The 12455-nt window shown below is 46.5% G+C and carries 15 protein-coding genes; 3 read left to right on the forward strand and 12 right to left on the reverse strand.

Annotation, left to right across the window (positions count from 1 at the left end; genetic code table 11):
• Nucleotides 1-151: 151 nt before the first annotated feature.
• Nucleotides 152-1171, reverse strand: a complete 1020-nt coding sequence (cotNH, locus tag BSU_32270) for a spore coat-associated protein (protein ID NP_391107.1) — start codon at nt 1169-1171, stop codon at nt 152-154.
• A gap of 152 nt (nt 1172-1323) precedes the next feature.
• On the opposite strand from cotNH, the gene yutG reads away from it, so the two are divergent.
• Nucleotides 1324-1824, forward strand: a complete 501-nt coding sequence (gene yutG / locus BSU_32280) for a putative phosphatidylglycerophosphatase (RefSeq protein ID NP_391108.1) — start codon at nt 1324-1326, stop codon at nt 1822-1824.
• Between the two features lie 26 nt (nt 1825-1850).
• Here the strand turns inward: yutG and nucF are convergent, their stop codons facing one another.
• Genes nucF through yutD form a run of 3 tightly spaced genes read right to left on the reverse strand, consistent with a single transcriptional unit; the run spans nt 1851 to nt 3383 of the window.
• Nucleotides 1851-2621: a 5' nucleotidase, promiscuous gene (gene nucF, locus BSU_32290; RefSeq protein NP_391109.1), complete on the reverse strand. Its 771-nt coding sequence runs from the start codon at nt 2619-2621 to the stop codon at nt 1851-1853.
• Between the two features lie 28 nt (nt 2622-2649).
• Entirely contained in the window at nt 2650-3084 is a 435-nt protein-coding gene (gene yutE / locus BSU_32300; RefSeq protein NP_391110.1) for a hypothetical protein, read from the reverse strand.
• A 23-nt stretch (nt 3085-3107) separates the two neighbouring features.
• Nucleotides 3108-3383 carry a hypothetical protein gene (gene yutD, locus BSU_32310; protein NP_391111.2) on the reverse strand — a complete coding sequence of 92 codons (276 nt, stop codon included), beginning with the start codon at nt 3381-3383 and terminating at the stop codon, nt 3108-3110.
• Nucleotides 3384-3497: 114 nt separating this feature from the next.
• On the opposite strand from yutD, the gene yutC reads away from it, so the two are divergent.
• Nucleotides 3498-4130 (forward strand): putative sporulation-related lipoprotein, encoded by a 633-nt coding sequence (yutC, locus tag BSU_32320; protein ID NP_391112.1) that lies wholly within the window; start codon nt 3498-3500, stop codon nt 4128-4130.
• A 15-nt stretch (nt 4131-4145) separates the two neighbouring features.
• Here the strand turns inward: yutC and lipA are convergent, their stop codons facing one another.
• Entirely contained in the window at nt 4146-5042 is an 897-nt protein-coding gene (lipA, locus tag BSU_32330; protein ID NP_391113.2) for a lipoyl synthase (lipoic acid synthetase), read from the reverse strand.
• A 234-nt stretch (nt 5043-5276) separates the two neighbouring features.
• Between lipA and lytH the strand changes: the two genes are divergently transcribed.
• Nucleotides 5277-6257, forward strand: coding sequence for a sporulation-specific L-Ala-D-Glu endopeptidase (gene lytH, locus BSU_32340; RefSeq protein NP_391114.2), 981 nt, complete (start codon nt 5277-5279; stop codon nt 6255-6257).
• Between the two features lie 27 nt (nt 6258-6284).
• Here lytH and fisB read toward each other — a convergent pair whose 3' ends face one another.
• The 7 genes from fisB to pucH form a co-directional block, all read right to left on the reverse strand.
• Nucleotides 6285-7049, reverse strand: coding sequence for a protein required for membrane fission during spore formation (fisB, locus tag BSU_32350; RefSeq protein NP_391115.1), 765 nt, complete (start codon nt 7047-7049; stop codon nt 6285-6287).
• Between the two features lie 72 nt (nt 7050-7121).
• Complete coding sequence (gene yunC / locus BSU_32360) at nt 7122-7427, reverse strand: hypothetical protein (protein NP_391116.1); 306 nt, start codon at nt 7425-7427, stop codon at nt 7122-7124.
• A 64-nt stretch (nt 7428-7491) separates the two neighbouring features.
• Nucleotides 7492-8880 carry a putative nuclease/nucleotidase/phosphoesterase gene (gene yunD / locus BSU_32370; RefSeq protein ID NP_391117.1) on the reverse strand — a complete coding sequence of 463 codons (1389 nt, stop codon included), beginning with the start codon at nt 8878-8880 and terminating at the stop codon, nt 7492-7494.
• A gap of 19 nt (nt 8881-8899) precedes the next feature.
• Nucleotides 8900-9721 carry a putative transporter gene (gene yunE, locus BSU_32380; protein NP_391118.1) on the reverse strand — a complete coding sequence of 274 codons (822 nt, stop codon included), beginning with the start codon at nt 9719-9721 and terminating at the stop codon, nt 8900-8902.
• A 17-nt stretch (nt 9722-9738) separates the two neighbouring features.
• Nucleotides 9739-10587: a hypothetical protein gene (gene yunF, locus BSU_32390; protein NP_391119.2), complete on the reverse strand. Its 849-nt coding sequence runs from the start codon at nt 10585-10587 to the stop codon at nt 9739-9741.
• A 37-nt stretch (nt 10588-10624) separates the two neighbouring features.
• Nucleotides 10625-10972 (reverse strand): hypothetical protein, encoded by a 348-nt coding sequence (gene yunG / locus BSU_32400; RefSeq protein ID NP_391120.1) that lies wholly within the window; start codon nt 10970-10972, stop codon nt 10625-10627.
• Between the two features lie 96 nt (nt 10973-11068).
• Nucleotides 11069-12409: an allantoinase gene (pucH, locus tag BSU_32410; protein NP_391121.1), complete on the reverse strand. Its 1341-nt coding sequence runs from the start codon at nt 12407-12409 to the stop codon at nt 11069-11071.
• Nucleotides 12410-12455 lie beyond the last annotated feature (46 nt).

The raw sequence follows: 12455 nt of genomic DNA on the forward strand, positions 1-12455 counted from the left end.
ACTCAACACAGACATATAAGTTACAAACATTATATAAGCCCGCTCCTGTTTTGACAAGACATCATTAGGCTGAATTTTGCGAATGTAAACGCTTAACGCATTGATATGACAAGATTCTTTATTTTCTAATTATTTTTGTCAGATTTTCTCCTCACCTTGAGCTGCCTTTGCCGAGCCAGCTGACGCGTGGAACAAACAGCTTCTGCGCCCGCATATTCATGAATTCCTGCGCTGTATTGAGAAATTGTTCATAACGCCCACAGTCATTAAGAATGAAGTCAAGCTGTTCTTCAAAATAATGCTTTTCTGATTCTGATGACATGTAATAGCTTTCTACGATTTCAAAATAATGAAGCGGGAAAAGCAGACGGCTGTATAAAAGGCGTTTCGAAAATGAAGACAGCGGTGTGACTTGCTCGTATTCCTGTAAAAAGAGAAAGCCCTGCTGATTAAAATCTTGTCTGTGATGCAAAAACGTATGCCTCATATATTCAGCCAAATCACGGGAAGCGTGGTCAAACACCCAATCCGCCGGAATCCTGATCAATGATTCCGGTGACCATGTATGCCTTTCCATCCGCTGATGGCATATCGTTCCTGAATCAGCGGCTTGGGGCTTGTCATCCAGCTCAGTGTCCACTAAATATTGTATCGCGTTTTCTGACAGTCCTAAATAATATGGAAATGATTCGATCATTTTTTTATCGAATGGCTCATGCGGAGGGGTCTGAACCTTTCTCTGCCAAAATGCTTCCAGCTGATCAATTCGTTTTCCCCACAGATCCTTCCACTGGCCGATTCTTCCGGCCGCCTTCACCTCATATGGATATCCTCGGCCTTTTCGGTGAAATTCCGCAAGCTCCGCTCCAATGGAGAACGCCCTGTTTGAATAAGGGGGGGCCGCCTTCAGCAGAGCGTACGTTTTTCCCTCATGTTCAAATGTCAGTTCACCTTCTTTTGTAAAGATAAAAACCGAAACGTATGGGTCACTTTGTTCTTGTAAATACTGACTCATGTAATAAAGCTCCGCCAGCTCTGTTTCTGAGAATTGGGAAACGGGGACAATCAGAAAGTATGAATTAGGCGTCTGAAAGCATTGATATGTGTGCTGGTACATGGAAAGCTGCCTGATGTGAATGCCGTATTTTTCTTTTATTGTACCTTTCACCATGATCACCTGCCTGTTGAATTAGGGCTCATCACATCGTAGTCATACACAGCCGGAATTATGAATACATATTTTAATCCGAAGAAGGCGCAAGAAAAAGTCGTAAACTTCTCAAGCATTTTGTATAAACTAGTAAAAAAGATTGGGTGAAGCTGATGTCAGAAAACGAACAATTCAGTCAGATGGAAGCTAAAGCAAGAGCACGGATGAAGGAGCGCGGCGTTGAGGTATCAGACATTGCCGAGCTTGTCTTTTTTCTGCAGAAAAAATATCATCCGGATTTAACCATTGATGAATGCACGCTGAACGTCAATCGTGTTCTCGCAAAACGCGAGGTGCAAAACGCGATTTTAACGGGCATTGAATTGGATGTTCTTGCTGAGCAGAAAAAATTGTCTGAACCGCTGCAAACGATGCTGGAAATAGATGAAAGCCTATATGGAGTAGATGAAGTTCTGGCATTTTCCATTGTGAACATTTACGGATCGATCGGGTTTACGAACTACGGTTACATCGACAAAGAAAAACCCGGAATCCTTAAACGATTGAATGATAAATCAACCGGTGAATGCCATACCTTTTTAGATGACATCGTCGGAGCGATTTCCGCCGCGGCTTCAAGCAGACTTGCTCACCGCGCGCGGCATACAGAATAAGGGCACCCTTTTAGGGCGCCCTTTTTTCAAATGTATGGAATCCATTCAGTCAGAGAGTCAATGGCGTGAGTCGGTTTTTCCATATCGTCTGTCATATGTTCTCTTTTCGTTACGCCTGTGTGAACGAGCAGCGTATCCATACCCGCGTTAATGCCGGCCATAATATCAGTGGCGTAGTTGTCGCCGACCATGAGTGTTTCAGACACATCTGTGCCGAGAACGCGCATCGCCTGCTCCATAATAATTGATTCCGGCTTGCCGATAAATACAGGCTGTACACCTGTAGATACGGTTAACACCGATGTCAGTGAGCCGTTTCCCGGCAGGAGCCCTCTTTCAGTCGGAATCGCAATATCTCCGTTAGTGGAAATAAAGCGGGCGCCATTTCTGATTGCCAGGCAGCCAACAGCAAATTTTTCGTATGTAATGGAACGGTCGATGCCAACAACGACAAAATCCGCGTTTTCTCCGCCAAATGTCAGGCCGTTTTCTTCAATCGCCTGGCGGATTCCTTCCTCCCCAATCACATACACAGACGCGTCTTTTTTCTGCTGTGCAATGTGCTGGGCAGTTGCCATGCTGGTCGTGAAGACCTGCTCTTCTGTTGCCGGAATATCAAAAGACACGAGCTTGTCCGCTACCTGCTTCGGTGTGCGCGAAGAGTTGTTTGTCACGAAAAGATAAGGAACGCCGCGATCTTTCAGCGTTCTGACAAATTCACACGCCTCCTCGATTTTTTCCGTGCCATTGTACATCGTTCCGTCTAAATCAATTAAATACCCTTTATATGTTTTCATATCCAACACTCCTGTGGCTTTCCAGTTGTTATTTAAACGCGGAAACAGGTCCTAGCTCTGTTTCCAAATAGCTTCTGATCCGTTTCGGGAAGTCCTGAAGAGCTGTTTGATGCGCCTTGATCAGCCTGTAAAGCTCGCCGCTGTCAGCGAGCAGATACTGTTGAACCAACGTTTTGCGGTAGGCGATCAATTTTTTGAGCTCATCACCCTCTTTTTCCGTGACAACTTTCTCATCAACAAGTATATCCATAATGTCGTCATAGCTGCCCGGGTCCCGCATAATAAAGCCGTCAATCATGTCATTGCCTGTATCCAAAATGCATTCGATTAACAGATGGCCTATACGCTGAAGTGCCAATTCCCCGATTTCAGACTGCCAGTCTGTTTGTGAGTCAAATAGCGCCAGCTGGTGCTCGAAGAACCCTAGTGTTTTTTCGATTTTGCTTCTGTCAACAAAATACATGACAGCATCCCCTTTGTGTATATTTATTTTCTGATCCGTTTCAAGACAAAATACGCACAGCCGAAATTGCAGTATTCGTAAATATATTCATCTAATGTGCTGATTTTCGTTTCGAAGGTTGCCTTTTGATTCTGGTCGTCAAAGAAGCCCTTGAGCCTTAACTGACCGTATCCCCAGTCTCCCACAATATAATCGTATTTATTTAATATATCGGAGTAGCGGGCTTTAAAAGCCTCTTCGTTGAAGCCGTCTTTGAAATTGTGCACCAATTCAAATTCGGCATTTTGAATAAGAATCATGATCTCACCTCTTTTTTCACTCATTCCTATCATAATTCATTGCCCCGTCCCCATCAATTGCTAAAGAATAAATCATGCGATTTGGCTACCCTACACATGAGGAGGGATTGATAAATGAAACGAACCGCTGTCAGCCTCTGCCTGCTGACCGGACTATTATCCGGGTGCGGAGGCGCAGGATTGGATAATGCCCAAAATGTCCGGAATCAGACGCAGAATCAAACCAAACCCATTCATGTGTCGGACCGCAACGAGGCTTTTAACAGGCATAATGAGAACGAACAATTTGGCTATGTCCGCTATCAAAAAGAACAATTTGACGGAGAACAGCAGAAAACGCCGGTGATGAACCGGGAAGAAACCGCTCACATGATATCAAGTTTAACGGTTCAGCTCCCCCATATTCAAGATGCTGCGACATTGGTGACTGACCGAGAAGCGCTTGTCGTATACAAAACCGATTCTAAAAACCGGGAGCTGACCGCCGATCAGGTGAAAAAAACAGCGGCTTCTGTGATACCGCGATACTATCACGTGTATATTTCCGATAATCCAAACCATATGCAATCCGTCGAAAATTACAGCAATCTCGGCTCTGGTTCAAGGGATATTAGAGAGATCATGTCGGGGACGATTCAAGAAATGAAAACCTCCCCGCAAGGAAGCCCTGTCTCAGAGAATGAAAATGCCAATGGAGAAACGCGTCAGGACATGAAAATCGATAGGAATGACAAAAACGCCAGATGATCTGGCGTTTTGGCATTATGCTTGTGCTTGACGCTTTTTAGATGCTTCGTTTACTTGTTCATCCGCATGGTAAGAGGAACGGACAAGCGGACCGGCTTCACAATGGCTGAAGCCTTTTTGCATCGCGATTTCTTTTAATTCTGCAAATTCATCAGGATGGTAGTATTTTTGGACTTTCAAGTGTTTCTTCGTCGGCTGCAGATATTGGCCGATTGCCATAATATCCACGTTGTTCGCCAAGAGGTCGTCCATTACTTCAATAATCTCTTCTTTTGTTTCGCCGAGTCCGATCATGATACTTGATTTTGTCGGAATGTCAGGCTGCATTTCCTTCGCACGGCGCAAAAATTCCAATGAACGGTCGTACGTCGCACGCGCGCGGACTCTTGGCGTCAGGCGGCGAACCGTTTCGATATTGTGATTCAGGATGTCTGGGCGTGTATCCATCAAGGTTTTTAGGTTATCGTAGTTTCCGCCCATATCAGACGGCAGCACCTCAATTGTTGTGAACGGGCTTTTTCTGCGGATCGCACGGACAGTTTCCGCGAAAATGCCTGCCCCGCCATCTTTCTGATCGTCACGCGCAACAGCCGTAATGACCGCGTGTTTCAAATTCATAAGCGCGACTGAATCCGCTACGCGTTCCGGCTCTTGCAGATCAAGCTCAGTTGGAAGGCCTGTTTTGACAGCACAGAAACGGCATGCTCTTGTACAAACAGAACCTAAAATCATAAATGTCGCTGTACGTCTGACCGCCCAGCATTCATGAATATTCGGACACTTTGCTTCTTCGCATACGGTATGCAGGTTGTTTTCCCGCATGAGTTTTTTGAGCCCTGTATAGTTTTCATTTGTATTTAATTTAATTTTAAGCCATTCGGGCTTTCTGAGGTGTTCGTCTTTCTTTGCCAATTCCCATCATCTCCAATATCCAATATACTCAATTTCTGACACGAAACATTCTGAAAACGAGAAAGGTGCAGGTTTTAGTTCTGCAACAAAAATAATGTTTTTCTAACTAAAGAAAGTCTTTTCTTTAGACACTTTAACATAGGAAAAATTTCTCGACAAGGGAAGATGATTACTGACATTTTTAAGCCGGGTTGCCGCAAACTATGTGTATTCAATATGAAAGGAGATTATTTTGTGAAAGTTTTGTTATCCGCTCTTCTTCTCCTTTTGTTTGCATTTGAGCCTTCTGCGTCTGGAAAAAAACTTTCAGATCCAGTGCTGTCGAAACGGATGGAATTATATCATAAAATCGAAGCTGTGACGCAGATCCCTTGGTATGCGCTCGCCGCTGTTGATCAATACGAAGAAAACGTGCGGAGCAACCGGAAAGATCTGCCTGAAAAGGCGGGAATCATCAGCATCTATATACCCGATGATATCTGGAGCGGGCCTGAAAACCCGAATCCGAAAGACGATGCGCCGTTAAGCATTAAAGTGTTTGACGGAATCGGAATGGATGGCGATGGAGACGGGAAAGCCGAGGTCAGCAACGATGAAGATATCTTGTATACGTTCAGCCAATACTTACTGTCGTATGGCACAGATGAAGACAACATCCGGATCGGGCTTTGGAATTATTACCGGCGTGATCAGACAGTGGGGATTATATCTGAATTCATGAAGCTGTTTAAAGCCTACGGCCATATTGATCTGGGCGAGCATGCATTCCCGCTTCCGATCAGAACCGATTACAGCTACCGAAGCACGTGGGGAGATGCCCGCGGCTTCGGTGGAAGGCGGATTCATGAAGGTACGGATATCTTTGCCCATTACGGCCTTCCTGTCAAATCCACATGTTACGGCGTAGTTGAAATGAAGGGCTGGAACCGCTTCGGAGGATGGAGAATCGGCATCAGGGACATTAACAATACGTATCATTATTTTGCCCATCTCAATGGGTTTGCCAAAGGGATTAAAACAGGACAAATCGTTGAGCCTGGCCAAGTGATCGGATCAGTCGGCAGCTCCGGATACGGCCCGCCGGGAACCGCCGGGAAGTTCCCGCCGCATCTGCACTATGGCATGTACAAAGATAACGGAAGAACCGAATGGTCATTTGATCCATACCCGCATTTGAGGGCGTGGGAGCGATATGAATACCAAAAAAAGAAGTAACAAAAAGCCGCCTCTTCAACAGGCGGCTTATTTGCTGCTTTTTTCTTTTTTTGAATCGGCACCGTTTTCTTTGCTGCTCGGAAGCTGGACAGAAGGCGTGACACCCGAGCCGCCGCTTCCATTATAAAACTGCGGCACTTCGCCCTGCACTGCTTTAATCGATACAGGAACATTATTTGTGACGACAGCGGTTTTGCTGGCAAATGGAATGATGACCTTCACTTTAATTTCGACAAAGATGCTGATATCAATAAGTGCGTTATTTATGCCATACGGCTTGATTTTGGTTTTGACATCTGTAAAAGCGTCACCGATTAAATTGAACCGGACCGGGATTTTCGGCCCGAGGTTTCCAAGAAGGCTGTTGCCGGTTACCTGTCCCAGCGGAATGTTGATCATAATGTTTTCACTGGCGCCGCTGTGTCCGGTATGGGTTTCCATCTCTTTCAAATGAGCCTGAAGCTGCTTTGTCACTTTTGTTTTCACACTGTTTACAACCTGTGTATTAAAATCGATTGTCGTTAAGTTTCCGTTTTCATCAGAATTCATTTGAAACATATCTTTCATATTTTCACTGTCAGACATATAGTCCTCAATCGAATCCTGGATCACCTCTGTCGCTATACGCTTCGTTTCCATCTCGCCGATGTCCATTAAAACAGGTTTGATCGAGCCATTGATCATCCAAAGGCTGACCGTTGTTGACAGGATAAAAAAGACAACGGACAGGAGCATCACGTAACGGAAAGGCAAAGGTCCTCTCTTGCGAAAAGGGCCGCGATATCTTGGCAAGAAAATCCCCCCTTACATATCACAATGTATGCTTGTAAGAGGGGACATAGTAATAGCCGGGGCCAATTTATTTTATTTCATCATTTTTAAAAGCGCTTCTCTGCCGCTCATGCCGACTTTGATGCCAAGATCTTCCGCAGCGTACGTGACGGATTCTAAAGGTGCGTCTAACAGCTGGTCAATGGTGCGGACACCAACTGCGCGTCCCGCCACGATGCCGCGCTCCTTTAATTTTTCATTCAGCAGCGCCACATCAAGCGCGCCGCACATAATGTATCCGTGATCATTGGCGACGGCCATAAAATTCGTTTTGGGAAGCTTTACTGTCACAGCTGTAAAAGGCTGTCCTTCTATCATGATCGGTGTCAGGTTTACCACGTCAACCACTCCCTTCATTCATCACTTTATGATGAAGGGCACAGCTTGTTGTGGGCTGACTGCCTTATTGTGCAAGCTTCCAAGCAAGCAGATCCCGCAAAAATTCCGGCATAAAATATTCTTTTTCTGCAGCGTCGCGAATCAACGGAAACAGTTTGCCGAGCGTAAACATATCAAGCACCGCAACGGAGTATTGTTTATGTTTTTCAATATCTTCCCCGTTCAGTGTGATCCGAGTGACGTGGGTGATCCCGTCATCGAGCCGTTTCGTTTCTACCTCAACGCCGGCATACACCATTTTCCCCATCACTTCTCCGCGGAAGCCGAGTCCTTTGATCCGGAGCTGCTCCATTTGTTCGGAAGCGGCATGGACAATGGTTTCCTTCAGTTCTTCTCCCGTCAGGCGGACAGCCACCGGGTTGATCGGATGCGGACAGATGCGGTGCAGATCCAGCTTTGTCACAGGACCTGCTTTTAGCGGACCGAGAATGACACCTGAATTGACCATACTGATGTCCGTCTCGCACCATTCCTTTAAGGCGTATGCCAAAAGCAAAGGCAGCTCTGATTCTTCAAACCACTTCACCTCAGCATCTTGTGCAAGCTCTGCAACGGCATCGGACAGTTTCTCCTCGGCTTCACGTTCTTTTTCATTGAGAAACGCTTTAGTTTCTGCGGATTCTCCTGTCCATTCCGCCATGTTCTGCACAGAAGCCGTTTTGCTGTTGATGCTTCGCTGTACGCTGTCCACCGTGATTTCTACACAGCCGACATAATGCCCGTATTTCTCGGCGCTGGCCAGCAGTACCCCATTAACCACTTGTCCATCTTCGAGCAAATGATGGGTATGTGATTCGAGGATTACATCAATCTCAGGCACCGCTTCAGCCACTGCTTGATCATCAAGAATGCCTAAATGTGACAGCAGAACGATAATATCAGCCTGCCCTTTCACTTCCAGAATGGTTTCCTTTATGCTTTCAAGGGCATCCGTAACTGTCCATCCCAGCTTGTCATATACAGGATAATACGGCACAGTTACACCTAAGAAAGCAATGGACATACCGTTTTTCAATGATTTGATATGGTAAGGCACCGCCCAGGACGGACGGTTTCCATTTTTATCAAACAGGTTAGAGACGATGACAGGAAATTCAGCATGATCATATAAGGCAGCAAGCTCTTCATGCGGAAGCGTAATCCCTTCGTTATTGCCGATCGCCGCTCCATCAATGTGAAGGCGGTTTAAGAGATCGACATTCGCTTTTCCGAATGTCGCCTCTGTCACGAATTGAAAACGATCAAGATGATCGCCAATATCAAAAACGAGCGTCTCTTCGCCGTCTGACTGATGCTCTTTTCTTTTCTGCTCGATATAATCTACAATTTTCGGCCAGTTTTCAAAATGGCTGTGCAAATCATTTGTATGATATAAGCGGAGCTTCTCCTTCATAATATCTCTCCCTAATCGTTCAGCTGAAAATGCCTTCATAAATGAGCTGGCAGCCGATCAAAATCAATACGATCCGCATGATCATAACGATCGTTTTCGTCTGCATTTTTCTGTTGATGGCGGCGCCAAGCTTTCCGCCGAACCAAGCGCCGGGCACAAGCGCGAGGGCGTACAGCCAATTGACGTGCCCGGAAATCATATGTGAAACAGACCCTGTCATAGAAGACAGGAAAATAATAAACATGGACGTTGCCACCGCAACCTTCGGCGGAAACAGAAATAACAGCATCATCGCCGGAACCATCAGTGATCCGCCGCCTATACCGAAAAGTCCGCCTAAAAAACCGACAACAAAGGCAATGGCAATACCGACAGAGGCCTGATATGAGTACGTATAAGGCTCACCGGCATCATCCTGAAATGTCCGGATAATTCCTTTGTGCGCTTTGTTGATTGGCCGGGCTTTCGCTTTCAGCATTAAGGATAATGAAATCAGAATCATAAAAATGCCAAACCAAACGGAAAACGAGTTTGAATTGAACAGCTTTGACACGTAAGCCCCGATCATGCTGCCGGGACCCGAACCGATAAAGAAAATGAGTCCGCTCTTATAATCAACTGTTTTATATTTAATATAAGCCAAAGTTGAAGAAAGGCCCGTAAAAATAATGACCAAAAGCGAAGTTCCAATCGCAACCTGCGGCGTCACATCCTGAAACAGCTGCGTCACTGTGCTTAAAAACATCAGAGATGGCACAATGACAATTCCGCCGCCAAGCCCGATCAGACTTCCTACCGTACCTGCGATTAATCCCAGTACGACCAAAATCACAAACGACATCAATCAAAACCTCTTTTCTAAAATAAATCGAGCTGTCTCGGAGCAAGTCCGCTGTACTCGATATCAAGCAGTTCAAGCATCTGCTTGCCATTATCCGCAGCGTCACCGCCGGAATTGTTGTTGAACAGGACAAAAACATCCTTACATTGCTGCTGCAATTCATTCAGGTGCTTTTTCCAATCCTCCAGCTCCTGTTGGTTGTAGCGGTATAAGTACCTGACCTCCCGCCAGTTTTTCCCGCCATCAGGCTTCATCCAGCCCTGCTTGTTGCGTCCGTGAAACCTGACGAGCGTTTTGTTTTCATCGGTCGCGCGCAACACGGTCGGAACGCTGCCTTCTCCGATTTGCGGTTCATCACAGACACTGTGAATCCAGCCTTCCGCTTTCATAAATGAAAGCGTCTGCTCATAAAATGGCGGCGAGAACCAGGAACGGTTTCTGAATTCAAGCGCGCAAGGAATATCTCCCATTTGGTGCTTACACCATCTCAAATAGGCGACATTCTCCTTCTTGCAGTCAAACCACGGCGGAAATTGAAACAGCACCATGGCGAGCTTATTGCTATGTAAATATGGCGTTAAAGACACCTTAAACGCATCAAACATCTCCTCTTTTGAGTCAAAGGGAATTTCGCCGCGCTGATGCCCTGTCATGCCCTGATATGCTTTCACGATAAATTGGAAGGTTTCGGGCGTTTCCTTCACCCACTTTTCATTATTGCGCGCCGGCTGAATCGCGTAAAAGCTCGCGTCTAATTCCACGATCGGAAAATGGGAGGAATAGGCCTGCAATTTTTTCTGGCTGGCCGTTTTCGGCGGATAGATGCTGTCATGATCCCCCCATCCCGTCAGTCCGATATAAATCACACTCATTCACCTCTCTTCCAGTTTATCACACGTGTTTTCAGGTTTCCTCGGAAATGCTGTTCATATGGCGGGAAAATGCCTCACGCAAATGCTGATATTGTTCCTCATTCGTATCTAAAAACGCCTCTTCTCTTGAGGAAGGAATGTGCTGATATTCAATAGGCGCCTGAAACTGCTCACTCGTAAAATCGTACACCACACCATTGATGCTGTTATAAAAATGCCAGCTCTCATCGACTCTTGTTTTGAAAATCGTGCCGCCGAAATGGTCTTGAATCACCAATGCCGTCACGCCGCATTGGCCGCATGACGGGCATTCTTCCGTCCATTTAGAGCTCGAATGGCGCGACCAGGATTGCTTAAGTATGTATTTGACATGCTCCATTGCCTCCGCCTCCTTTAAAAAAAGATACCACGTTGATGAGATTTTAAAAACTAGAACGGAGGAAATCAAAAAACCCGGCGGTAAAATCCGCCGGGCTTACGAAGGAACGACCAGAGCTCCGTCAATTTCAGTGACTTTTTCCCCATCATTGTACACGCACCGGCCTTTGCTGTAAGTGGCCGAAATGCTGCAGGGAAATGTATGTCCTTCGTAAATGCTTTTTTTATGCTTTGCAAACATCGATTCTCTTGTAACAGTGTACGGCTCCATGCTGACGAGCACGAAATCTGCATCACACCCCGCCTCAAGCCGCCCTTTTTTCTGAAGGCCGAATCGTTTTGCAGGGGCCGCCGCTGTCCATTCTGCGATGGTTTCAAATGGAATCTGATGCTCAAGCGCCAGTTCCAGCATTCCTAATAAAGTGAACTGCCCGCCGCTGATTCCGCCCCATGATAAAAACATGTTATCCTCCCGCTTCAAGGATGGACGGCAAGGGGAATGGTCTGAGGAAACCATGTCAATGTCCCCGGCAATGAGCGTCTCGATCAGCGTCTCTTTTGATTGCCGTGACCGGAGCGGAGGCGCGCATTTTGCGACAGAGCCCCTTTGCCGTAAATCGTCATGGCTGAACAAGACATAATGCGGACATGTTTCAACCGAAACATCAAGACCTTCCTGTTTCGCCTCTCTGATCAGCCGGACCGCTTTCGCCGTGCTGATATGGACAAAATGAACCGGACAGCCTGTCACCTTCGCATACTGAATCGTGCGATACACCGCTTCAACTTCTGCTTCCTCCGGGCGGGAGGCGGCGTACGCATCCGCATCCACCTTTCCTTTATTGGCCAAAACCATCTGCAAGTAGCTTGTGATCGCGTCGCTTTCCGCGTGGAGAGCGAGGATTTTTCCTGCAGCCGCGATTTCTGCCATGCCTTTGAGCAATGTCCGTTCATCAACAGAGCGGAACTCATCAGTGCCTGACTTTGATAAAAACGCTTTAAACCCGATCGCTCCCGCTTCAGCCATCGGACGGATGTCCTCGATATGGCCTGGCACAAGGCCGCCCCATAGCGCAAAATCCACGGCAGATTTTTGCCTGCCTAGCTCAGCTTTTGCGAGAAGATGCTCTGCCGTCACGGTTGATGGAATACAGTTGAGCGGCATATCAAAATAGGTAGTGCAACCGCCTGCGGCCATCATTTGAGAACCTGTTTCAAACCCCTCCCAATCCTCCCTGCCCGGTTCATTAAAATGAACATGGCAATCTATCACACCAGGAAACACGTATTTCCCGTCTGCCTGGATGATTTCCGTCCCGCTTGCTTCAATGTCAGAACCTATCTCGGCAATGACACCGTTTTGAACTACAATATCAGCTTCTATAACGCCATCTGGCGTAACTGCCTTCGCACCTTTTATCACCATATCGTAAGCCATATTGATCCCCCCATGTCAGGATGACGATTTTCCATGTCAGTTTATG

Origin of the sequence: Bacillus subtilis subsp. subtilis str. 168 (assembly GCF_000009045.1) — a bacterium.
Lineage (GTDB): Bacteria > Bacillota > Bacilli > Bacillales > Bacillaceae > Bacillus > Bacillus subtilis.